The sequence below is a fragment of the Paenibacillus sp. V4I7 genome, from assembly GCF_030817275.1.
Lineage (GTDB): Bacteria > Bacillota > Bacilli > Paenibacillales > NBRC-103111 > Paenibacillus_E.
In genome coordinates this window covers 5,036,631-5,061,798 of record NZ_JAUSZD010000002.1, presented here as the reverse complement: position 1 = coordinate 5,061,798, position 25,168 = coordinate 5,036,631, and the positions used below count along the sequence as shown (strand labels likewise).

The 25,168-nt window shown below is 44.2% G+C and carries 15 protein-coding genes and 2 pseudogenes; 15 read left to right on the top strand and 2 right to left on the bottom strand.

Features of this window, described 5'->3' with window-relative positions:
• Positions 1-82 precede the first annotated feature (82 nt).
• From QFZ80_RS23825 to QFZ80_RS23805, 5 genes and pseudogenes are all read left to right on the top strand, one after another.
• Positions 83-2,101: a glycoside hydrolase family 31 protein gene (locus QFZ80_RS23825; protein WP_307553547.1), complete on the top strand. Its 2,019-nt coding sequence runs from the start codon at positions 83-85 to the stop codon at positions 2,099-2,101.
• Between the two features lie 322 nt (positions 2,102-2,423).
• Positions 2,424-2,552, top strand: coding sequence for a hypothetical protein (locus QFZ80_RS23820; protein WP_307553548.1), 129 nt, complete (start codon positions 2,424-2,426; stop codon positions 2,550-2,552).
• Positions 2,553-2,869: 317 nt separating this feature from the next.
• Positions 2,870-3,961: pseudogene (locus QFZ80_RS23815) on the top strand (glycoside hydrolase family 5 protein); the annotation flags it as partial.
• Between the two features lie 90 nt (positions 3,962-4,051).
• Positions 4,052-4,468, top strand: a complete 417-nt coding sequence (locus QFZ80_RS23810) for an RICIN domain-containing protein (protein WP_307564215.1) — start codon at positions 4,052-4,054, stop codon at positions 4,466-4,468.
• Positions 4,469-5,124: 656 nt separating this feature from the next.
• Positions 5,125-5,562, top strand: a complete 438-nt coding sequence (locus QFZ80_RS23805; RefSeq protein WP_307553550.1) for a hypothetical protein — start codon at positions 5,125-5,127, stop codon at positions 5,560-5,562.
• 193 nt (positions 5,563-5,755) lie between these two features.
• On the opposite strand, the gene QFZ80_RS23800 is transcribed toward QFZ80_RS23805, so the two are convergent.
• Positions 5,756-8,041 (bottom strand): beta-L-arabinofuranosidase domain-containing protein, encoded by a 2,286-nt coding sequence (locus QFZ80_RS23800; protein WP_307553551.1) that lies wholly within the window; start codon positions 8,039-8,041, stop codon positions 5,756-5,758.
• Between the two features lie 239 nt (positions 8,042-8,280).
• Between QFZ80_RS23800 and QFZ80_RS23795 the strand changes: the two genes are divergently transcribed.
• The 8 genes and pseudogenes from QFZ80_RS23795 to QFZ80_RS23760 all read left to right on the top strand — a co-directional run.
• On the top strand, positions 8,281-9,129 hold the full coding sequence (locus QFZ80_RS23795) for a helix-turn-helix transcriptional regulator (RefSeq protein WP_307561360.1): 849 nt from the start codon (positions 8,281-8,283) through the stop codon (positions 9,127-9,129).
• Positions 9,130-9,399: 270 nt separating this feature from the next.
• Positions 9,400-11,133 (top strand): extracellular solute-binding protein, encoded by a 1,734-nt coding sequence (locus tag QFZ80_RS23790; protein WP_307553553.1) that lies wholly within the window; start codon positions 9,400-9,402, stop codon positions 11,131-11,133.
• A 67-nt stretch (positions 11,134-11,200) separates the two neighbouring features.
• Complete coding sequence (locus QFZ80_RS23785; protein WP_307553554.1) at positions 11,201-12,103, top strand: ABC transporter permease; 903 nt, start codon at positions 11,201-11,203, stop codon at positions 12,101-12,103.
• A 14-nt stretch (positions 12,104-12,117) separates the two neighbouring features.
• On the top strand, positions 12,118-13,041 hold the full coding sequence (locus QFZ80_RS23780; protein ID WP_373460147.1) for a carbohydrate ABC transporter permease: 924 nt from the start codon (positions 12,118-12,120) through the stop codon (positions 13,039-13,041).
• Positions 13,042-13,127: 86 nt separating this feature from the next.
• Positions 13,128-14,885: a sensor histidine kinase gene (locus QFZ80_RS23775; RefSeq protein WP_307561358.1), complete on the top strand. Its 1,758-nt coding sequence runs from the start codon at positions 13,128-13,130 to the stop codon at positions 14,883-14,885.
• Complete coding sequence (locus tag QFZ80_RS23770) at positions 14,878-16,497, top strand: response regulator transcription factor (RefSeq protein WP_307553557.1); 1,620 nt, start codon at positions 14,878-14,880, stop codon at positions 16,495-16,497. Before QFZ80_RS23775 ends, QFZ80_RS23770 begins: the two co-directional genes overlap by 8 nt.
• Positions 16,498-16,540: 43 nt before the next feature.
• The gene (locus QFZ80_RS23765) at positions 16,541-18,061 is read left to right on the top strand and encodes a glycoside hydrolase family 43 protein (RefSeq protein WP_307561356.1); all 1,521 of its coding nucleotides are present in this window, start codon (positions 16,541-16,543) and stop codon (positions 18,059-18,061) included.
• 186 nt (positions 18,062-18,247) lie between these two features.
• Positions 18,248-18,535: pseudogene (locus QFZ80_RS23760) on the top strand (sigma factor); the annotation flags it as partial.
• A gap of 125 nt (positions 18,536-18,660) precedes the next feature.
• On the opposite strand, the gene QFZ80_RS23755 reads toward QFZ80_RS23760, so the two are convergent.
• Complete coding sequence (locus tag QFZ80_RS23755) at positions 18,661-19,983, bottom strand: FAD-binding oxidoreductase (protein ID WP_307553561.1); 1,323 nt, start codon at positions 19,981-19,983, stop codon at positions 18,661-18,663.
• Positions 19,984-20,837: 854 nt separating this feature from the next.
• On the opposite strand from QFZ80_RS23755, the gene QFZ80_RS23750 reads away from it, so the two are divergent.
• Positions 20,838-23,453, top strand: a complete 2,616-nt coding sequence (locus tag QFZ80_RS23750; protein WP_307561354.1) for a putative bifunctional diguanylate cyclase/phosphodiesterase — start codon at positions 20,838-20,840, stop codon at positions 23,451-23,453.
• On the top strand, positions 23,450-24,664 hold the full coding sequence (locus QFZ80_RS23745; RefSeq protein ID WP_307561352.1) for an ABC transporter substrate-binding protein: 1,215 nt from the start codon (positions 23,450-23,452) through the stop codon (positions 24,662-24,664). Before QFZ80_RS23750 ends, QFZ80_RS23745 begins: the two co-directional genes overlap by 4 nt.
• Positions 24,665-25,168 lie beyond the last annotated feature (504 nt).

Below are 25,168 nucleotides of genomic sequence, written 5' to 3'. Positions count from 1 at the left end.
TATTTCTTGTCCTATCATTCAGGGCGCTGCATATAAAAGACAGATGAAAAACATAAAAACGCTTTTGCGGAAGGGGATAAGCATGGAATTTTTTACTGCAGGGAATGGGAAGCTGATTTTTGAGTACAACGGAGAAATCTTACAAATTGAGGCCTGGGGTGAAAATAGTTTACGTATTCGCTCTCGAATGATGGGTGAAATACTGGATACAGATTATGCCTTACTGCCTTTTAATGGCGATGTGGAAGCTGAGATTGAGATAAATAATGAAGCTCATACTGCTTCAATTGCTTCAATTACAAACGGTAAGATAAGAGCAGTTGTTAGACAGTCATTTTGGGATACCCCTGGACGAATTACTTTTTACAATGAAAAAGGAGAATTATTGCTTCAAGAAATAAGCAGTGGTGGAGCCTTGAAGCTTCGAGCAAGAGCATTTAAATCTATTATTGGAGGGGATCATCAATTAACGGTTTCCTTTGCCGGGAATGATGGCGAAAAAATCTACGGAATGGGTCAATACCAACAAGAAACCTTTGATTTGAAAGGCTCTACTCTTGAATTGGCTCATCGTAATTCTCAAGCGAGTGTCCCATTTTTATATTCCAGTAAAGGGTATGGTTTCTTATGGCATAATCCAGCTATTGGAAAGGTGAATTTTGCGAATAATAGAACCGAATGGTTTGCCGAAAGTACAAAACAGATGGATTATTGGATCACAGCAGGCGATTCACCGGCAGAAATAGAAGCCGCATATGGAAAAGCAGTGGGTACCGTCCCAATGATGCCTGAATATGGACTTGGCTTCTGGCAATGCAAATTAAGATATTATAATCAGGAGCAGTTATTAGAAGTTGCAAGAGAATATAAGAGAAGAAAGCTGCCGATCGATGTAATCGTAGTTGACTTCTTCCACTGGCCCAAACAGGGAGACTTTAGATTTGAGGAAGAATTTTTCCCAGATCCAAAAGCAATGGTAGATGAGCTAAAATCCATGGGAATCGAATTGATGGTTTCTGTTTGGCCTCAAATTGACCGCCACAGCGAAAATTTTGATGAAATGCGCCAAAAGGGTTATCTGATTAAAGCTGAAAGGGGAGTCCAAGTTGCCATGATGGATTGGTTCCCTGCTAGTATATATTATGATGCTACAAATCCTAAAGCCAGGGAATATGTATGGTCAAAATGCAAGAAGAATTATTATGATCATGGCATCAAGATCTTCTGGCTGGATGAAGCAGAACCGGAATACGATGTATATGACTTTGATAATTATCGCTACGCTATGGGACCTAATGTTCAAATAGGAAATATATACCCGCAGCGCTACTCTAAAACCTTTTTCGAAGGCATGCAGGCGGAAGGACAGGACAAAATCGTAAACACGGTTCGCTGCGCTTGGGCAGGCAGCCAACGATATGGCGCATTAGTATGGTCGGGAGATATTCATTCTTCTTTTGAAGATTTCAGAAAACAAATCGTTGCAGGCCTTCATATGGGAATGGCAGGAATACCTTGGTGGACAACGGATATTGGAGGCTTTGGAGGCGGTAATCCAGACGATCCCAAATTCCGTGAATTATTAATCAGATGGTTCCAATGGGGGGCTTTCTGTCCTGTTATGAGATTGCATGGCGACCGCAGGGGTGGCAAGGAAGTATTCAGAAAAGACGGCAGCAAAGCATTAAATACCGGCGGAAACAACGAGGTATGGAGTTTTGGAGAAGAAGCTTATGATATTTTAGTTAAATATATGGAATTACGTGAAGCTCTAAGAGATTATACCCGCGAATTGATGAAAGAAGCTCATGAAAAAGGCGCACCGGTTATGAGACCACTCTTCTACGAATTCCAAAATGATGATAGGGTTTGGGATATTAAGGATGAATACCTATATGGTCCAGATATATTAGTTGCTCCAATATTATATGAAGGTTCCATATCGAGAGGGGTATATCTGCCTGAAGGTGCAAGCTGGACGGATGCACGTACAGGAAGGATCTTCGAAGGCGGACAAACCATTCATGTTGAAGCTCCTCTAAGCACGATTCCGGTTTTTTTACGGGATGGAAAACAAGAGCATCTCATCGGAATCATTTAATATTCGAATAGGAAACGACGAAAGGCCATGATAATGTGATAATGCGAGGAAGCTTCCGAACCTATATACATTCGGAAGCTTCCTGTTATTCAAGAGATGCGAGCCGCCGAGGGGATGGGTGGAATCCTATTTTTTGTATTATTTATCGGTAACTTGTTCCACAATTAGGTGTTAAATTCCGTCGCTGATTCGAATTACACAAAAATACAAAAAACCTGACATACCTCCAAGAATGCGATTGCTTTATACTGTAGTCAAACGATAATGAACTATCAAGGATGTCAATGTTAAGTGATGAACAAATAGAATGCAGCGGAAGTGAATGAACCAACGGGAATCCGGAAAGAACGGCGTGTTCGGACTTTCGGTGGCAGTACTGCATTCCAAAGATCTGGTGAATTGGAGAATGATCGGCCAAGTTGTGAATGATTTGACAAGCATACCACTATAATAAATTGCTCCAAACGAGGTGAACTAAAGGCTGTGGATGCACCACTGCAGTATTATTTGTGCGAGATGAAGATCTCTCTTTGAAAGCCCTTTCACTATTTTTATATGATTTTTGTAACAATTTATGGGGTGATTTCTTATGCATTTATTATCATATAATTAAATTGCATCGGAGCTATTCATACTCCAGTCTTTAGGAAGAAATTCCATGAGACTATATTTAATGGAAAGGGGGAATTCATAAAGTCGTTATCGGATCGAAGTTTTTCAGTTGAACTCATTTAAATTGAAGAAAAATGTGAGACGGAGGGATTGTGCATGTTGTCAATAGTTAAGAGATTCAGGGTCTTTTTGTTAGCCATGGTATTGGTGTTTGCAACTGGTATACCCGGTTGGATTCCGTCAGTATCTGCAGAAACGGCCGATTTCACGCAATTGAATGCGTCACAAATTGTTTTTGAAATGGGTGCGGGCTGGAATTTGGGAAACCAGCTTGAACTCAGTTCCACCGGTACACCCAGCGAAAGCACTCCTAATGTCACGCAGGCGTTCATTCAAAAGGTAAAGGCAGCAGGATTTAAAACAATCCGGATCCCTGTTTCGTATTTGAATAGTGTAGGGAGTGCACCAAATTATACGATTGATTCTGCATAGCTGAACAGAGTGAAAACAGTCGTGGATTATGCCTACAACGAAGGCTTGTATGTTATCACCAACATTCATGGAGATGGTTACAATACCGTTCCAGGCTCTTGGCTGTTAGTCAATTCAAGCGATCAAACGACGATTCGGGCCAAATATCAAAAAGTGTGGCAGCAGATTGCAAATACGTTTGTCAATTATGATGAGCATTTGATCTTTGAATCCATGAACGAAGAATTTGACGGGACTTTTGGCACACCTAACACCACATACTATTCAAATCTTAATGCTTATAATCAAATCTTTGTAGATACTGTAAGACAAACCGGAGGAAACAATAGTGCAAGATGGCTTCTAATTCCCGGCTGGAATACTAACATTGATTATACTGTAGGTAATTATGGCTTTGCGCTTCCTACAGACAATTACAGATCAACTGCGATTCCGAGTTCTGAGAAGAGAATCATGATATCCGTTCATTATTACTCGCCTTGGGACTTCAGTGGTGAGGAATCCGGCACCATAACCCAATGGGGAGCAACAGCTACCAACACGTCGAAAAAATCCACTTGGGGACAGGAAGATTATTTGGATTCGCAACTGAAGTCCACGTATGATAAATTCGTAACCCAAGGATATCCTGTAGTCATCGGTGAACTCGGTTCCGCAGATAAAACAGCGTTTGATTCAACGAATAATACGTATCGTGCGGCATTTGCAAAAGCAGTAAGCGAAACTTCCAGAAAATACGGTGCCGTACCTGTCGTTTGGGATAATGGGTGGAATGGAAGTTATGGTTTTGGATTATTTAACAGGTCCACCTACGCTGTCACTCAGCAAGGAATTATTGATGCGATCATGAGTGTCATGAACACTTCTAAAATGAAAAACGTTACTACAGGTTTGTATATTGACGGCATGGGCCGTACCGCAGACGGTTCAAATGCAGGCCAATGGAGTACCAGCGCCAGCAGCAACCAGCAATGGGTGATGGAATTCTACGGAAGCTATTACAAAATAAAAAATGTTGCTACAGGTTTGTATCTTGACGGTATGTACCGTACCGCTAACGGCTCCATTTGCGGGCAGTGGAGCAGTAGCGACAGCTACAACCAGCGATGGATTTTGGAAGCATACGGAGGCAATTACAGGATCAAGAATGCTTCAACCGGCCTTTATTTGGATGGCGGCGGTAATACGGCAAACGGCTCCGACTTGAAGCAGTGGAGCAGTGACACCAGTACCAACCTGCAATGGCAGTTTGTTAATCCCTAATTGTAACAATGATTAGGTTTATAGCGGAAAAGGGAGACATCTGTTCAATGATGACGGGGCTACTTTCGATTCAGAGTAACAGCGTGTTCAACTCAAAAGGTTCCTAGTAAGTAATGGTCCCCCTATAGTAGAGAGTGAAATGAGATCTCTTAAGCTCTAGACACTGTAAGCCGTAGGGGGATTTTTCACTGCAGCTGATAACCAGCCTGGACAAATAGACAACGAGTTCAATAAAACACGGAACAGGCAGGCAGCGCGTTTGTATAAGATAAGGGTCATATAATAAGAATGCTTTGATCCATGTTATACACAGAATACTTACTCAGAGGCCGTCCAGCCGCATTTATCACTTCCATTGCGTCTTTGCTCCGCAAGATATGTTCTCAATCCAACAGGACATGTTAAAGAGGGTAGTAGTCATGGCGGAGTCATTTTTTGTTTAAGAGGAATAGGGCTGCTTCGAATGAATAGTGAGCAAGAGTTTCTCATACAAGCTAATCATATGGTTATTATTATGCCTAACACGAAATACGAGTACCAACCATTAGGAGAAATTTGGGAAATCGCTACAATTCGTTTTGAATGTAACCTACCTCTCTTTCTGCAATTTCGTTTAAAAATGAACAAGCCATTGAGGTAAGACGGCATTAAACTTAGTGGGTGAAACGGCTCTGATCCCTTTAACACAGTACGATCAGTACGGTGCTGTCATTACCAAAGATTCTGGTGCATTGATTACCCCTATGGTTTCTCTTGCACCCCCTGTTTATGACAGTGATGGTACTACAGTTAAAGTTCAAGGAGCTGATGGTGCACTTGCCTGGCAGCTGATGGGGGATGTAACTTTAAAAGATCAGTATGGTAATGAATTTAAAAATGCCAATATCTTAGCTTATAAAGAAATAGCACCTGTGATTTATATGATTAATGATGTATCGCAGGGATTAACTGTCAGTCTTTCATTAAGCTCTGAGGGACTAAACAATAAGGTCAATGTTTCTTATGGTCCGGGCATTACTGGAGGTAGTTTTACAATGACAGCGATTTCAAGCAGCGGGAAAACAACGACTACTAGGGTACTACTTAATAATTAAACCCCACAATTCGAATTAAGAGGAATCGGATGAAACTTCGAACTGCGATTTACCTGAACAACCGCTAAATCAAAAACGCCACCGCAAGATGCGGCGGCGTTTTTGTGCGTTTGGAAGCGATAGCACTGCCAATGAGCCGAAATTGCATGTGGTTTAAAATAAAATGGTTTTCCACGATCTTATAATAGAGGGTTTATGAACTAAGCTTTATGGATCTAAGAATGCCATAAATACCGTTCAAACCTCCATTGGGTACAAACTTGACCACAACCGATTCTTGATCTGATGCAATCATATCCGCAGGGATTTCAATTATTTTCTCATAAAAACCCCGAATTCTCTCATTCGGTGAGGTTTCGGTTATCAACAGTTTCCCGTCAATCCAGATTTCCAAGCTGCTGTCCTTGAGCCAATAGAAGAAGGTGACCGACAGACCGTTCTTTTGTCCGGACGATACCTTCAATTCATAACTGAACCACCCGTCAGGCTCTGCTCTTCTGCCATTCAGCCCCTCAAAGCTACCGGCATGCGTAAGCTCGCCTTTGACCTGATGCTCCAGCTCATATTGGTCATTGCCCACCTGTACACTGTCGATCGTAGTCTCTCTGATGAGCTGCTCCTTACGGCTCTTATCCAGATGCTCCCGTAAATCATCCGAACCGACCTCAGCCAATTTCCAATAAATCCCGTATCTTTCATTATGCTGCTTATAGTGAGGCGTAAAGACCAGATGATCGTCCTCATCCGTATTTTGGAGCACAAAGGCTAATTCGCCGTTCTTGCGAACGAAATACTGATCGAATCCGCCTAACCACTCCTGGACACTCATACCTTGAGGGGTGATAAAGTCTTTCACGAGCATTCGCTTGGTCGGAATACTTACGATAACGCCTGTCCTGGACTCGACCATATCGTCTTTGCCCAATGCGGCGCTTAGTACCACTGGACCGTACTTAAATCCGACCACATGCGGCGCATCCGGCAAGGAGGAGTAAGTGGCTTTCATCGGGATTTGGACATGAACGGTGTCGCCGTTCTTCCAAACCCGTTCGATTAAAGCATAACCATTGCTTACCTGCGGTTGAACGGCTTTGCCATTCACAGCAACCGCCATTTCGCCTGCAGTCCAATAAGGCACACGCAGATAAATGGACAAACGCTGCTCCTGCTGATCGGTCGTTTCAACGGACAGATGAACCGTATCGGTGAACGGAAGGTCGGTGGTTTGTATAATCTTCACCTTCTGTTCCGACCAATCCAACTGGCTGCTGACATATTGATTCACGTACAACCGCTGGTCCAGTTGGAAATAGATGCTATCGCTCAATTTCGTGAAGCTTTCCATGCCCGTGCCGGTACAGCACCAAAAATGCTCGAACGGCGAGCTGTAAACCTTGAAATAACCCGTTGCCATCGGCTGGAAATACATCGTCATCCCGGTGTCCGGATTCTGAGATGACAGAATGGCGTTCACATAGGTATTCTCGTAAAAATCAGCGTATTTGACATCCTGCGTTAGCTTGAAAAGCTCCCTCGTCAGCTTCAGCATATTGTAGCTGTTGCAGGTTTCGCAAGTGATATCGTTGCGTTTGGCATCCAGAAGATCAGGCTCGCCAAAATGCTCGGATTCGCTGTTTCCGCCTGTGATATAGCTGTGGTGATATACCACCATATCCCAGAATCTTGCAGCAGCCTCCCGGTAAAACACTTCGCTTTCTCCCAATGTCAGATAGCGATTCAAGGCTCCTATGAACTTGGGAATCATTGTGTTGGCATGTTTGCCTTTTAATATGTCCTTGCCTTCCCAGATTGCCTCAAACAAGCTAAGCTCATCAAACTGATGGGCCGCTTCCAAGTGGCGGTTATTCCCCGTCAATTTGAACAGGTCGTAGAGGCAATCGTTCATGCCGCCATATTCCACAGCCAGTACTGTAGCCTGCAATTCCTTGGACCATTTGGAGGTGCGGTACGCTACCCAATCCCCCAGTTTATTGACAACGTCATAGGCCGTTTGGTTTCGAGTCCATTCGTAGACATCGATCAGACCGGCGATGATCTTGTGCATCGTATACCATGGAACCCAGGCTGGTTTCCTATTCTCCACATTCTCGAATAGTCTCTCCGGAAATGCCGACAAGTATCCGCTTTCCAGCTGACAGACGGCCAATTCAGCCACGATATACTCCAACTTTGCAAGCAGCTCTGCGCTTTGATTCTGCGAATAAGCCTGTGCACAGGCGGTAAGATAGTGACCTAAAGTGTGGCCTCTGATCTCCGTATTTTCCCATCCGGGATAGATCCGGGCCTTGGCCGGCAATCCTGCCACTTCACGAAAACCAACCAGCAGACGATCCGCATCATAGCTCGCCAAATAAGCCATTTCCTTCTCGAATGCATTCACATGATAGGCTCCGGTCAACTCTACCCGGTTCATGCCAATATCCTTCAGAACCCCCATACTCGGCGCAGCTTCCTTCATATCCAATCCCTCCGTTATAGTAACGTTCTCCGATGGAGACTATATTAAGCTTAGCGTCTTCTACCGATAGGGTAAATAACATAAGGTTGGATTATGTGTCAAAAAGGAAGGGTTTCATCGCGTCGTCTTTACTGTCATCAATTTCTGAAGCCTCATAGTACATGGAAATAACCCTATATTTCTGCTACTCTGTTATTAAGCCAAGTGTGAAAAAGTCTGAAAGGGCAGGGATCAGTAATATGGTATTGTATCAATTCCGTGTGGATGTACCGGTGGTCATGGATATGACAGGAAAATTTGTATCGCCGTCTCCGGAATGGAAGCACATGAACCGAGTATTGATGAATTACGAGTTATTCATTCAAACCCGCGGAACGATGTACATCTCATGCGGCATAGACCGCTTCGCCCTTAGGGAAGGGGAGTTCTTGATCATGCCTCCCCGCACCCAACAATATGGCTACCAAGAGTCCGATTGCAGCTTTTACTGGTTACATTTTTCAACATACGGGCATGAAACGTATCATGAGGCCGCTCACGAGCATGTCTACGAACCGGGAATTATCGTCCTTCCCCAAACAGGTACGCTGCGCAGTCCCGAAAAGCTCATTGTGATGCTGAAGCAATTGCAGGATTCCATTCGCAGCTACAGGGAACAGACCTTAAACAATTACTTGACCACCAGTATTTTGTGCGAGATATACAACCAGATGTTTGTGGTCCCAAACCAATCTAAGAAACTGCTAAAACAGCAGCTTTACAATGATATTGTGGACTACATCAAATGGAATCGGCAAGAGAATATAAGAGTTACACAACTTGCTAAACATTTTGGATATAACGCCAAACATCTCTCCAGCATATTTTCTTCTATGGCGGGTGTTTCATTAAAACAATTCATCATGCAAGAAAAAATGGAGGCGGCTAAATTTCTGCTGACGGACACCAATCAAAAGATTAATGAGATTTCTATGCAGCTAGGTTTTCCAGATAGTCATTCATTTACCAAATCATTCAAGAAAATAACAAGCTTGACTCCTACGGATTACCGGAATGCTTACGTAAACCGATTGCTTTATTATAAATAATGAATGATATTTTAGGTTTAAAACAGAAATTGGAGTGTTCTTGCTACTATTATACCAACTCTTATTGCAGCCACATGGACGAAGAGTTTGTCCGTTACTGTAAAGAATCTGCGTTGGTCTGCCACGAGATGATTACGCTTACATTATGACAACGTTGGGTAAGTAAAGTAAAGAGTTGTACATTGTTTGGATATTGTGCGGACCCTATAATAAAAACATAAACAACGTCACTGCAGTGATACTTTAAAAATTCGATATAGGGGGATGTACATGAAACCAAAAAAGCACAAAATGAAAGCGTTGTCTGTTTCCATTCTCGCAATCACAACGCTATTGTCAGCATGTAGCAGTCAAAACGATTCAACGAATACTGGGCAGAATGAAACGGCTATTGAAGCGGTGAGCACTGCCGGGAGTACCGATATGAAAGGTGCAAATGCAGACCCGCTGGGTAAGTATGATCCACCAATCGACGTGTCGTTTGTCCGGAGTCTCAACGATGTTGTAGAAAATAATGTGCTTGGCGCGTTAAAGGGAGAAACGTTTGAAGACAACCGCTGGACCCGTCTGTATAAGGAACAGCTTGGGATCAATATTAAAAACAATTGGGTCGTAAAAGGGAACGATACTTCAGAGCAATATTTGCAGAAACTGAATGTAACGCTAGCCTCCGGCGATCTGCCTGATGTCATTCCAGTGAATGCGACCCAACTGAAGCAATTGGCCGATGCCGGCCAAATTGAGGATATGACGGCCTTATATGAGAAATATGCTTCTCCGTTAACCAAAGAAATCTTATTGCAAGAGGGAACAAGTCCATTCGACGCCGTTAAGATTGACGGCAAACTGATGGCGATCCCGCAGGTTGATTCTTCGATCGAACGTGCCATGTTTATCTGGATTCGTACAGATTGGCTTCAGAAGTTAGGCTTACAACCCCCGAAGACGATGGCAGATGTGCAGGCGATTTCGAAAGCATTTGCGGAAAACGATCCGGATGGCAACGGGAAAAAAGATACCTTTGGACTTGGCTTAACCAAAGGCTTATGGGGTGGAGCCATGGGCTTGGAAGGGTTCATGGCCGGGTATAAGGCTTATCCGAATATGTGGCTCACCGACACATCCGGTAAACTGGTTTTTGGCGGCATTCAACCGGAAGTGAAGAAAGCGCTTCAATCTCTGCAGAGCATGTTCAAGAACGGAGAGCTGGATCAGGAGTTCGGCATTAAAGACGGAGGCAAGGTATCCGAGCAAATCGCCGCCGGAAAGATCGGATTGGAATACGGCGAACAGTGGAATTCTATTTGGCCGCTTCAGTTGAACCGGAACAACGACCCTAATGCACAATGGCGGGCATATCCGATCGTTTCGGAATCAGGCGAAATGCCAAAAGTGCCCCTGAAGTTCAGTACGACCAAGTTTTTTGCGGTTAAAAAGGGATTCAAGCATCCTGAAGCAGTTATCAAGCTGTTTAATCTGCATCTGGAGAAAAACTTTGGTACAACGGCAGAGTTTGACAAATACTACGCACCGCCGGAAGCGGAGAGCGTGTGGCAGCTGTCCCCGGTAACACCTTCTCCGGTAAAAAAGAACGTAGAGGCGTTTAGAGCGATCGATGCGGCACGTAAAGCAAACAACTTCTCGACATTGAAAGGGGAAGCCAAAACGATTCAAGGAAAAATAGATGCTTTCAATTCGGGATCTAAGGAAGGGTTTGCGCTGTGGGGATGGGAGCGGATTTACGGCCCGGAAGGCTCTGAAGGGGTTGTTGATCAATATGACAAAAACAATCAGTTCCTGATGGATAAATTTGTTGGTGCACCTACGCCTACGATGGTTGAGCGTAAATCGACTTTGGAGAAGTTAATGAATGAGACTTACACCAAAATTATTATGGGTGGGTCAATCGATGAATTCGATAAATTTGTCAAAGATTGGGCGAAGCTTGGCGGAGAACAAATTACGAAAGAAGTAAATGACTGGTATATGTCAACGAAGAAATAGCATCAGGCAGAGGATGGATTCACCTTCCTTCCTCTGCTTATTTTGCTTCAAATGATGGAGGATGGATATGGGAACCAGAAAGATATGGAGAGAGCTTCCGCTGCATCTGATGATATTGCCTGGGCTGGTACTGATCGTGTTATTCTCATATGTTCCCATGGCGGGAATTGTTATTGCTTTTCAGAAGTTCATCCCAGCGAAAGGACTCTTCGGTGATCAGCGGTGGGTTGGTTTGGAGAATTTCAAATATCTCATGAACCTGCCTAGTTTTACTCAGGTTCTGTGGAATACCCTGTTTATTTCAAGTCTTAAGCTTATTCTAGGCTTGATCGTGCCGATTGTATTTGCCATTCTTCTCAACGAATTGAAGAATGAGGTGATTAAAAGAAGTGTACAAACGACCATTTATTTACCCTATTTCCTCTCATGGGTCGTTCTAGGCGGCATACTTATCGATATTTTATCCCCTTCTAGCGGTATTGTTAACCAATTGTTGGGTGCGTTCGGCATAAATAAGATATTCTTTCTTGGGGACAATCATTGGTTTCCGTTTACGTTGGTATCTTCTGATATATGGAAAAATTTTGGTTATGGGACTATTGTTTATTTGGCGGCTATTACGGGAATTGATCCCGGTTTATATGAAGCTGCCACGATCGACGGCGCAAACCGCTGGCATAAGATATGGCATATCACCATTCCCGGTATGCGTATGGTCATCGTACTGCTTTCGGTTCTAAGTCTAGGACAGCTTCTGAACGCGGGCTTCGATCAAGTGTTCAATTTGTATAGCCCTCAAGTGTATGAAAGCGGCGATATTCTGGATACTTTTGTATATCGGATCGGTTTGTTGGATGCTCAATACGGTGTGGCAACAGCAGTTGGATTATTCAAATCACTAGTTTCACTTATATTGATTTCAAGTTCGTACTTTGTGGCTTATCGGTTTGCAAAATATAGAATTTTCTAGGAGGAGGGAAAACAGTGGTACAGCCATCAAGTTCTGTGTCTGACGCATATATCCGGGTATCCAACAGTCGAAGACGATTCGAGTGGTTTTCCGTTCTGAATGTTTCCTTTCTCATCATCGTATCGTTGATTTGTGTCCTTCCGTTAATCCATATCGTTGCCGTCTCGTTTAGTTCAAGCACAGCAGCGGCAGCAGGTCATGTGAAACTGTGGCCGGTCGATTTCACATTGGCATCTTACAAGTATACGGCTAGCCGGGAAGCGTTTTGGCAGTCTATGCTTGTTTCCTTGGAGCGCATAGCGATCGGGACGCCACTAAATTTGATTTTAACCATCCTTGTCGCCTTTCCTTTATCCAAGGAGTCGAAGACGTTTCGTCTGCGAATGGTATACGCTTGGATTTTCTTCATGACGATGCTCTTTCACGGCGGCTTAATTCCTTGGTACTCTACACTTAAGCAGTACAATTTGCTTGATACGATTTGGGCACTCGTCTTACCAGGTGCGGTTCCCGTTTTCAGTGTGGTACTGCTGCTTAATTTTTTTCGGGAAGTGCCGAAAGAACTGGAAGAGGCAGCGGTTATGGATGGTGCAAGTTACTGGACGACATTATGGAAAATTTATGTGCCCATATCCAAGCCTGCTCTTGCAACGCTTGCCTTATTTTCCATGGTAGAGCATTGGAATAGTTGGTTTGACGGCCTTCTGCTTATGGGAGATCCTAGTCATTACCCGCTGCAAAGTTATATTCAGACGATCGTCATTCAGCAAAATTTAATGAATATGTCGCGTGACGAAGCAATAAATTTGGCCCTCATTTCTGACCGGACGCTGAAAGCATCACAGATATTCTTGGGCTCCCTTCCCATTATCTTGGCGTACCCATTCCTGCAGAAGTATTTTGTTAAAGGGATTGTACTTGGTAGCGTCAAGGGGTAAAAGGTGGATTGCTTCATAACGAAAATGTTTAGGAAACTTACAAGCTTCAGGCTATAATTGAAGAAAAAAAGTTGGGGGCTTGTGCCTTGATCAACCGTCAACCATTCTCTTTGCGAAACACGATTTTCCTTAGGCTGCTCAGTACTTTTTTGCTTATCATGCTCCCCATTCTATTATTTGGCGTCTACCTGTATAACTGGATCGTCCAGACGGCAAGCGAAGACATCTCCAAAACGGCGGTATCCCAGCTCACCTTCTATGTAACCGATCTTGAGAAAGAGGTAGAACGGATGAAGCTGCTCCAGTATGGCGTTATCGAGGATGAGGATCTCAACGAACTGACGCTGACCTGGGATACGATGGATGTGTTTAAACGTACTGAAAAAATTAACTCGCTGCGAAAACGGCTATACGCGATTCAAAACAGCAGTCCTTATATCAAAAATGTAAGTGCTCATATTTATCCGCTATCCAAAACGGTTTCTTCCGCTAATGGCCCAAGCGAATTTAATACCGAACGGTACAATGGCTTTCGCTCGGTATTAAGCAGCAGGAATAACCAGATTATGGAGTGGAATGGCGGCTTATTTTTAAGTGCGGCAAAGCAAAGTGTGACCAATGGGAATCAACCATTGTTCATCATTGAAATTGAACTGGATCAAGACAGACTGCAGGAGGCGCTAGGCCAGTTCAACACCTATCCCGGCAGCGGAACATTGATGACCACGGACAAATCCGGTGTCATTCTCACGAGTGGATCATTAGAGCACCTATGGCAAGATATTACGGCTACTATTGAACAAATAAGAGAGAATCCACTGCATAGTACGGGGACCTTTACCATCTCGGGAAGCCGCTATTATACCGCTATTGCAAGCTCTGACTATTTAAATATGTCTATTTACCGGTTTATTCCAGAACAAATGATTAAGAGGCCGCTGGACAAGTTTTATATGTGGGCATGGTTATTTATTCTCGTAGCTGTTGTCATTATTGCGATTTATGCATTCTCCACCTACAAATTTATTCACAAACCGTTGATCACGCTTGTTAAAAGTTTTCGGCGTATGGAAAATGGGGATCTGGATGTTAACATCCAGCATGAGTCTAAGGATGAGCTTGGATACTTGTATGGAAGATTTAACCAAATGGTCGCGAATCTTCGTTCTTTGATTGATCAAGTCTATAAGCAGAAAATTATGACGCAGCGGGCAGAGTTGAAGCAGCTTCAATCGCAAATTAATCCTCATTTTCTATACAACAGCTTCTTTATTCTGAGAACGATGGCGAAGATTGGAGACGTTGAACGAATCGGACAGTTTGCAGGACAGCTTGGTGAATATTTTCATTTTGTTACCCGGAATGCTTCTGACGAAGTATGGTTGAAACAAGAAATTCATCATGCCCGAATGTACACGGAGATTCAGGAATTGCGCTTCTCGCGGCGTATCCGGGTGCAATTCGAAGCTCTCCCGCGGGAAATTGAACTGGTGTCAGTACCACGTTTAATTGTACAGCCTATCATTGAGAATGCATTTGAACACAGTTTGGAACAAATGAAACGCAGCGGATTGATTGTCATCCGCTTCGAGATGAAAGAGTCAGAAATCCATATTGTGGTGGAAGATAACGGTGAAAGCTTGACGGATAAAGCATTGCAGAATATATGGGATACCTTGGATAACGGTGGTGAGCATACGGAGACGACAGGTTTGGTGAACATTCACCGCCGTGTAAAAATCACGTTCGGTGAAGCATACGGTCTGCGAATAAGCCGAAGCGAGCTCGGGGGATTGCAAGCAATCATTTGTATTCCCTTAAAGGGAGGTGATGCTCATGATTAGAATGCTGATCGTTGATGATGAGGAAATCATTACAGATGGGCTGTTTGACATATTTAGCCAACTGAATCTGGATCTTGATTTGTATAAAGCCTATTCCGGTGAAGAAGCGCTGGATTGGATGAATACTACGAGAGTAGACATTGTGTTGTCCGATATCCGTATGCCTGGGATGGATGGCCTCGAGCTAATGAGAAACATACGGAGTAATTGGCTGCATTGCAAAATCATTTTTTTGACCGGGTATAATGACTTTGATTATGTCTACCAGGCGATTCAAACACCCGGAGTTAGCTATCTCCTAAAGAGTGAACAATACGATAAGATTATCAAGGCGGTAACCGATGCGATTCATGAACTGGAGAACAGTTTAAAGTTTCATAATCTAATCAAGCAATCGAGTGAGAAGCTTACCACACTCGAAACGCTTGCTCAAGGGAATTATTTTCGTTATTTGCTTCAGGGGACGCGAGCAGCGGAGGAGTTAGAAGTTGATTTCCGTAAATTGGGCATTGCTCTTGATCCAACTTTGCCCGTCCTTGTGGCGGTAGGTGACCTGCAGCGTACGAACATGCACCATTCCTTTGCTGAAAGTCAGGAGGCGGCACTTGCTGTCAAATTCTTGGCAGAGACATTCCTGGCAGAACGCACAGATAGTCTTGGAATCATTGATCATTACGGCGGCCTCGTCTGGCTCGTTCAACCGAAGTATGCACATGGAAAGGAATCGGGCGAAGCCTATGCCCGCACGATAAAGTTTCTAGAAGGACAATTCGAGCTTATGCAGCGAGCTTGTTATGATTCTCTGGGAATCACTTTTGCCATAACGCTCTGCGCCGATACATGTGAATGGAAGCAGCTTTCAGAGATGTACGACCGAATTAGAAGTCAACAGTACTGGCGAGCGGGAGACGGCGCCCAGATGGTACAAACGGTCAACTTTGAAACGATTGAAACCGCGGCCAACTCAAGGACGCTGAGAGAAAAGGCGGAGTCTTTGGCGATTCATCTTGAAGGTGGAAATAGAGAGGGATTTCTCCATCTGTTCAACGAACTGATGGAAACGGCTTTCGATGAACGCGGAAATGGGGGACCTTTTGCCTTGGAGCTGTATTATACGATTGCGCTCTTCTTCTTATCTTACATTAACCGTTGGGAGCTGCACGAAAAAGTTGGAACAACCGGGCTTATGCAAAGAGATAGGCATTCGTCTTGGCAAGATAGTTTCGGGTTTTTGAAACAGATCGCAGAGTCCTTGTTCGATCTTCGATTGAGTGTAGAACGCAATAGAGCAGCTGCGGTGATAGAGAAGGTCCGGTCGTATATTGAGGAGCATCTGGGTGAGGATTTGTCTCTTGTACGTTTAGCTAGCGTGATTCACTTCAACCCGTCCTATTTATCGCGGCTTTTTAAACAGGAAAGTGGAGTCAATCTATCTGAGTATATTGATGAAGTTAGAATGGAGAAAGCCAAATATTTGCTCAAGAAAGACGAGCTGAAGATTGCGGAAGTGGGTGCGCAGGTAGGGTATGAAACCCCGCACTCTTTTACTCGATTTTTCAAAAAATCTATCGGCGTGACTCCTGTAGAATATCGTGAGATTGTAAGGAAATAAGAACATTGGTATCAACTGTTTTTGAGTATAAGGAGAGATAGCGATGGGGAATGTGACGATAACGAATCCGATCATCTGGGCGGATGTTCCTGACCCTTGTGTTATTAGAGTAGGGACGGCCTACTATATGGTTAGCACAAGCATGCATTCGATGCCCGGATGCCCGATTATGAGGTCTGAGAATTTGATGGATTGGAGAATCGTGAACTACGTTTACGAGACCTTAGAGAATAACGATGCGCACAATTTGCTGGACGGGAGAGGCATTTATGGCAAAGGATCATGGGCCGTAAGTTTGCGTCATCATAATGACATGTTTTATGTGTGCTTCTCAAGTAATGATATGAACCAGTTTTACATTTACAGGACGGCGGATATCGAGAACGGGAGATGGGAACGCTCTGTAATTGCAGGAATCCATCATGATCCGAGTCTGCTGTTTGACGAAGGCCGCGTTTACGTCATTCACGGCAACGGGAGTATTCACATTACAGAATTGACGTCTGATGTGATGACCGTAAAATCTGGCGGCGTCCATCAACGGCTCTTCGAGACGGAGCGTGACGGTATCATGCTGCGATGCGAGGGATGCCATGCGAATAAGCTGAACGGTTTTTATTATTTGTTCTTCATTGAATGGCCCAATACCGGAAACCGCCGTCGCAGACAACTTTGTTATCGTTCGCGGGAGCTGCTGGGTCCTTATGAACATAAAGTAATTCTCGATGACGACATGGGCTACCGTAATAACGGTATCGCTCAAGGAGGCATTATCGACACGCCAGCCAATGAGTGGTATGTTGTGTTATTTCAAGATCATGATGCTGTGGGGAGAATTCCCATTGTGCTTCCAGTTTCTTGGGTGGACGATTGGCCGGTCATCGGGATGGATGGAAAAGCGCGATTGGCATTCAAAGCGCAATTGCCAAGTTCGGCTCCCGCCCCTTTGGTAATAAGCGATGAGTTCGAGTATGACGAAAATAAATTGGCATTGAATTGGCAGTGGAATCATAATCCGGATAACCGGATTTGGTCTGTGACCGCGCGCCAAGGCTGGTTGCGATTAGTGACGGGGAATGTAACCAGTAGTGTCTTATTCGCACGCAATACATTGACGCAACGTACGGAAGGTCCTGTATGTATCGGAATTACGGTGATGGATGTATCTCAAATGAAGTCGGGTGATCACGCAGGTTTGGTTGCATTGCAAAATCATTTCGGAACTGTCGGCATTCAAGTTGCAGCGAACGGCAACCGCTATGTTGCGATGTGTGTCAATGGGGGAGGGGGCGGTGAAGAAACGGTTGAACGACTTCAATACGAGGACAGCCTGATTTATTTGAAAGTTCATTTCAATTTTGAAAATAGCGTTGATATTGCAAGCTTTTACTATTCAGCAAACGGTGAAGAATGGAAACAAATCGGAAGTTCGTTGAAGATGAAGTATACGCTGGACCATTTTATGGGCTACCGGATCGGGTTGTTTAACTATGCTTCCAAGCATGTTGGCGGGCATGCTGACTTTGATTTTTTTCGATTTACAAAGGTGGGTAATAACGTATAGTAAGAAGAGCATGTCCCATGCAAAGCTAAGCTGGGTCTAGGTATTCAGCAAATCAAGCCTCCGATTCTGCTTCAGCAGGATGGGGGCTTTGTGCTGTCTACTGGCTTCGATTTATGAACTGTCGTTTTTTAATTAATGGAAGTCGCTCTATGGATAGAATTTTACGTTGCTTCGTGTTCATATTGTCAAAAATTCGATAACACAGGAGAAGATTTGGAGGATTTGATTTCGAGGGGGACGATAGGCTTGATCAAAGCTATCGAGTCGTTCTCACCTAACAAAGGGACGAAACTCGCGACATTCGCAGCTCGATGTATTGAGAACGAGATCTTGATGCACCTGCGTTCGTTGAAGAAAACGCGCAAAGATGTGTCCTTGCATGATCCCATCGGAACGGACAAAGAGGGGAATGAAATTACGCTTATCGACATTCTCGGTACGGAAGCTGACGATGTCGTGGATAAAGTGCAGCTTAAAATAGAGAAGAGCAAAAGCCAAACCTTGTTGATTCATGCTGTATCACCTCCTTGTACGAAGAGATATGGTCTTACAAAAGATGATTTATTATGCAGCTACCTAAACAAATTTGCTTTTAGCTGCTAAGGAGGAATGCTCTGTTTGAAGCGGAACAGATTTTCTGGATCATAGACTTGTTTTACCTGCTTTAACCTGATAATGTTCTCTCCAAAGTAAGCAGTCTGCCAGTTATCAATTAGTTGATCACTATAGTTACGATACGCGCCTTGTGTAAAAGGAAGCATAGACTCCCGGAACCGTTTAACCCAAAGAATGTTATTAACCTCTTCCGAATCCTGCTCCCAGTAGGTTTGATACTGCATCCCAAACAGAGCTTTTCGGTGCACAAACGCCGTCGCATCCGGTGGCACCTCAAAAATCGCGCCCCCATAAGCGTTAAGTTCGACAAAGTTGCTGGTGCCTGAAGAGTTCTTTAAATTTTGGATCAGCATATTAAGCGCGGCGTCCGAGAAGGGTTCGTAAGCGTAGGCAGATGAATGTTTAAACTTGACTTGCCATGTCGGCATTCCAGCTATCCTGCGTGCGGCATCGATCCAGGAAGCTGAGCGGATCGAGAACATTTTAGGTGGAACTGCCTCTTTCAAAGGACATACGAAGCGTCGCAGCTCTTTTTCTAAGCCGACAAACACGCTGAAAGATTCAATATCGCCTTGATTTAGCGCCGGAAGCTTGAGCTGGGAAGTCAAGCGGGTATCGGTATTCGGAGCCCATGTCTGCCAAAAGCGTACTACATTTTCAAGGTCAGAAAAATTCCACGTCAACTTGCAAAGTGCAACATCTCCGATTGGAAACACGCGGTAAGTAATGGATGTGATTACGCCAAAACTCCCATCTCCTCCGCCACGGCATGCCCAAAGCAGATCACTATTGTACTTTTCATTCGCATGAATAATCTTTCCTTGCGCATTAACCATCTCTATTTCGAGTAAATTGTCACAAGTCATGCCAAAAAATCGAGATAAAAAACCATAACCTCCGCCAAGCGTCAACCCAGACACGCCTATCGTAGGGCAAGTTCCGCCGGGAATGGTCAATCCATTTTTCCATAGGGCTTCGTACAAATGCTGCATTCGAAATCCAGCGCCAATGCTCACAGTATCCCTCGCTTTGTCGATTCGCAGGTGCAGTAAATCGCTGACATCAATAATTAGGCCACCGTCAACAATCGAAAATGCTTCATAGCTGTGGCCGCCAGAGCGTACGCTAAAAGGTATCTTTTGTTTGCGTACCCATAGAACGGCGTTGGCAGCATCCTGACCAGTCTGACAGTAGACAATCACTTTTGGGTATTTGGAGAAGCGAGCATTAAAATTTCGTCTTGATTCCTCATAACCCGAGGCGTTTTGTAGGATTATGCGTCCAGTCAGTCCGTCTGTCCATGCCATTGTAGTAACACCTGCCAGTCTGATGACGATTTAGGATAAGTGAATATGAATCCTTTTTCTGAAATATGCTATAACGGGTCATAATAGAGCAACGATGTGAAATTCTTTTGAGCGAGTACAGATATTATTGAAACCAAAAAAGGATCATCCTGGGAATTCCCAAGATGATCTCATGATAAACGATTAGCAACTATCTCAGATGTATCGTTAAGACCGGTCTTTTCATTGGGGATTAGAAGTGAAATTCTTCAATCGAAATAATGGTTTTGTTTCCCTCGTTCCGTTATTGAATATGTCTTTCTGAGATAACAGTGAAAAAGCATGCAGAGCATCGTAAGGGTGGTGCGAACAGAATAAGCATCCAGTGGACTAAGTGTGTGATTCCACATGATAGGAACGGAGAGTAAGAAACAAGAATTATTAAAAGCTTACCAGTTCAGACATTCTTGCAGGGCATTTGACACAAACAAATAGATTTCGGATGAAGATTTTCACGGTGCAGGAATCCATTTGCATAAAGATTTGAAGGATCTTAACGTTGAGGATCTTGTCCAGTTAAGCTGAATATCCAGCAGGGAAGACTGACAGACAGCGATTGGCATATCTCTCCATCCCCGGAACATCCGGAAGGTGATACCTATGGAAGAATGGATAGAGAGGCTGGAGGGAATTTGAAAGGCTAGGCGTTTGATCAATAGCTTATAGTAAACGCCCTGTCGCTTTGCGGTAGGGCGTTTCTTGTTGCGCCTTTTCTAAGAACGATTTTAAAAGGAGCCTGCTATGTATGATGTCGAAAAGGGTAGATTGAATTCTAGAAATTTACTTAAATCCTAAACCGAATGAGGATGCTATCCATGACTCTATCTCATAGAACAGTCACACTTATGTCCAAGTCTTTGTGGACCTATTGGCTGTTGGGAGCACTTGCTTTTCTTTCCTACGCATATCCTGTGAGTTTAGTATTTAGCCTGCAGTTATTTTTCGCCAGTCTATTTATACTTCTGTCCTATCATCTGTTCGGTTGGAAAAAATCCGCTGCTTTAACTTTGATCGTGCATACTGCTGCTGTATTCTTCCTTCATGAAGGCTATATTCTTCTTTTGCTCCTGACTTTAGAGATCGCCTTTGTCATGATGTATAGCAGCAATAGACCTTCGAGAAATGGGGTTTTGCTGCCGGGCGTTATATTCTGGCTTGGTATAGGCGTACCGAGTATTTGCTTGCTATATTACTGGAAGAACGGTCACTTAGACCAGGAAATTGGGCTATATGTATGTACTTTAGTTGTCAATTTGCTGTTCAACGCATTGATGGCCGATATCTTGTATAAATCAATCAGCATTTACATGAGAAGATCAGCTATTCATACTAACGGGACAAGCAAAATCAGCCTGACCGGCATCTTAATCTACTTAAGTCTGTTCAGTATTATCGGCTCCTCGCTTCTTTTCATCATAAATACAGGGAAGAGCGCCGAGCGCAGTTTTAAGTTTGATCTTGCGCAGCAAATGAAGCATTTGACTGAATCGCTCCGTATAGCTTACGCTTCTTGGTCTCCGGATCAGATGCTCAAGCTGGAGCTGCGGAGCTCGCTGCAAATAGCTGCCTTTCGCGAGCTACTTCGCACCAGTTCTTTGGGGACTGCCGGTGAAGCCATATTGCTTCATAAACGGGGGCATTTCATTCTGTCAACCAACAAACAGCTTGAGAGCTTCCCCTGGATGGATAAGCACAATTGGACACGAATGTCGGATTCCTTGGTTATCTGGGAACAGCCGCACCGGCGTAACGATGTTCCTGGCATTCATGAACGAAGCTTCGCACTCGTGCATCAGATAGAATTAGGAAACTTCACACTGTACGTAAAATTGTCCACAGAAAGTTATGTCCGGGAAGTGACGATCTACTATATATCCCAATCGGTCAATGTTCTTTATACGGTCATCATCATTGGAGTCTTTGCTTTATTCCTGCACCGGTTCATTATCAAGTCCATCATGAAGCTTGCCGCATTATCCCATGATCTGCCGAACCGGATTAAGGAAGGAAAAGAGATCCACTGGATTCATTCGGATATCGGGGAAGTGCATTCGCTTATCCATAATTTTCGGATCGTGACGGAAAAGATTCAGCAGATGCTGGGTGAATCCAAAGAGCAGGCTTATTTCGACTCGCTGACCGGCCTGCCTAATCGCAGGCACTTTAACGAGCATCTAGACCAGCTGCTTCGTCAAAACGAACGAACCGGAGCATGTACAGCTGTGATGTTTATTGATTTGGACCGTTTTAAACAGATCAATGATACTTTAGGGCATGGAATCGGTGACGGTTTGCTTAAGCAGGTAACTTTACGCTTAACGGAAGCCATTGGGAACCGGGCGTTTATAGCCCGTCTTGGTGGAGACGAGTTTGTCATTGTTATGAAGGAGGCCAATAAGGAGGCGGCAGGTCAGCTGGCGGTATGCGTGTTGGAAGCATTCGCCAGCTCTTTCAAGGTACAGGAGCACGAGTTGTTCATTGGCGGGAGTATAGGAATTAGTCTCGCTCCCCAAGATGGCGTAACGATGGATACCGTGGTGAAACATGCGGATGCGGCTATGTATCTGGCCAAGGGTAAGGGAGGGAACATATATCGATTTTACAAGCCTCAGGCAACGGGTACGGTCTCGGAGAATATGGTTTTAGAATTCGAACTTCGTAAAGCGCTGGAACGAAATGAGCTTTCCCTTCATTACCAGCCTATTATGGATACACAAAGCAGCAGCATTATAGGAGCCGAGGCTCTTCTTCGCTGGGATCATTCAACACTCGGGCGGATTCCGCCGATCAAGGTAATATCCGTAGCGGAAAACAGCGGTTTGATCGGGGTATTGGGAGAATGGGTCATTCGCGAAGCTTGCCGGCAATTGAAAGACTGGCTGGAAGAAGGATTCGATTATATGCGTCTCGCCATAAATTTATCGCCAACGCAGCTGGTCAAGCATCACGCGGCTGTTTATTTAAGCCGGGTACTAGATGAAATGAATCTCCCATCCCAATGCTTGGATGTAGAAATTACCGAGGAAGTGTTCGTTAAAAAAACGGAAAAAATGATCGAAGCCCTGCAGAAGCTGCAGCAGCAAGGGATTCGAATATGGATCGATGATTTCGGCACCGGCTATTCGTCCTTAACCATGCTCAAAAAGCTGCCGATCGACGGCTTCAAAATTGACCGTTCCTTTATTCAGGATATGAGGGAGGAGCCGGGCAATATGGCTATCGTACAGACGCTGATATCGTTAGCGGGCGCGCGAGGCTGGAGCGTCATTGCCGAAGGAATCGAAGATCAGGAGGACATGGCGGCTCTTCAGAGCATGTCCTGCTCCCTTCAGCAAGGATATTACCATTGGAAGCCAATGCCTGCTGTTCAGCTGACCGAGCTGCTGCGAGATCAGAAGATAACATCCCATGAAAGAAGGGGCACTCCATGAAAAGATCAGGCGGAATTACCATTATACTTCTTCTCGTGATGGCTTTAAGCGGCTGCGATGAGATTATGCCCAAGAGTGAAGAGTATGCACAGCCAGCGGCTAAAGCAACAGAAGCAAAGAAGTCTATACGGATTATCGCTACGATCGATGAACAAACGCCTATTACGCAATCCTTTCGTCAAGCCCATCCAGACCAGAATGTAGAATGGGTCAAGACAAAAGGGGAAGACCTTAGTTACGCATTAGCCGGTGAAACCAGTCCTGATCTGGTTATCGTGGATAATGTTTGGATCAGGCAGCTAAACGACCTGGATTTGTTCGAGGATCTTAGTCAAGACCCTTATCGGGCTGAATCGAGAATAACAGATGAATGGTTCCCCAAGCTGGACCTGACATCCTATAAATCCTTGGATGGCACGAAGCTTATTGCTATACCGAAGGATCTTCCCGTCGAATTTACATTTTATAGAGCAGATATCTTGGAGAAATACGGATTTCCTCCTGAACCGAAAGCATTAGGTGATTATCTGGAGGATCCCGCTCACTGGGTGCATATGGCTAAAGTACTGAAACAGCATAGCCATTGGATCTTCAGCTATGCTACGGATCCGACCTATATGGTATCAGGGGGACTTGGCTATTTGGGCAGGAATAAGGAAAATCCACGGAACGATGCACGCATGGTGAATGCCTTAAACACAGCCAAGGCCATCCAAGCGGAAGGCCTCGTCAGAAATCTGAATATATGGGACGATAACGGAAAAAATGCCATTCGTAACGGAGAGCTCGTTATGCTGTATTGGGGAGAGTGGGGGAAATACCTGCTTAAGGAATGGAGTCCGGAAACAAGCGGGCAATGGAAAATGACCCGGCTGCCACTGGGCAGCTATGTCACCAGAGGAGGAGCAGCGATCCTCATGCATAAGAAAAGTGAGAATAAGCCGGAGGCGTGGGACTATATCCAGCATTCCATGACGCAAGAAGCCCCGTACCGTGATAGCCTGGAAGGCAAGCTGTGGTACGATCGGCTTCCCGGCATATGGGTAACACCTTTGGACCGAAGAGCCGAGGAGATATGGAACGCGGAAATCCCAAACAAGCTTCAAGACCTGAATTCGCCTTCTATCATTCAATTAAACGAAATAGATGCCAAGCTTCGTTCCGAGCTCAACAAAGAATTAATGATTTTACACGAAGCAATAAGTCCTTGATTGATACCTAAAGAGCAGATAGCCGCAGTCAATACGACGGTCAGGTATGGTAAAATAGTGGAGAAACAGTAACTAAAAAGGAGGTATTCCAATGAAGTACGAAGACGTATACCGAAAAAATTAAAAACTTAGATAAGTATCTCCACTTTGATTTTTATACACACTCAGTTCCCCAAAGTAAAGAAAGTTCATTTTTATTATTGTTAGATAAGTCAGCTGTTACATCTGATTTAGAAGCAATCCTCTACCTGTTAGAAAGAATGGAGTATAAAAATGGAATTGGTTTAAAGTTTTTTGGGAAACCCCTGAAAAATATTACCTCTACTTCTGGTTTACAACGGCATAATTCAAATAACTATGTTTTTTAAACATGTTGTAACTTAACTAACGGAAAACGATAGCACCATGACAACAGGCTGCCAGCACCATCGAGGCCACTGAAAAAATTCAAATCATATAAACAGGGTACCTTACTTTAATTCTGAGGAAAGGTACCCTGTTTTC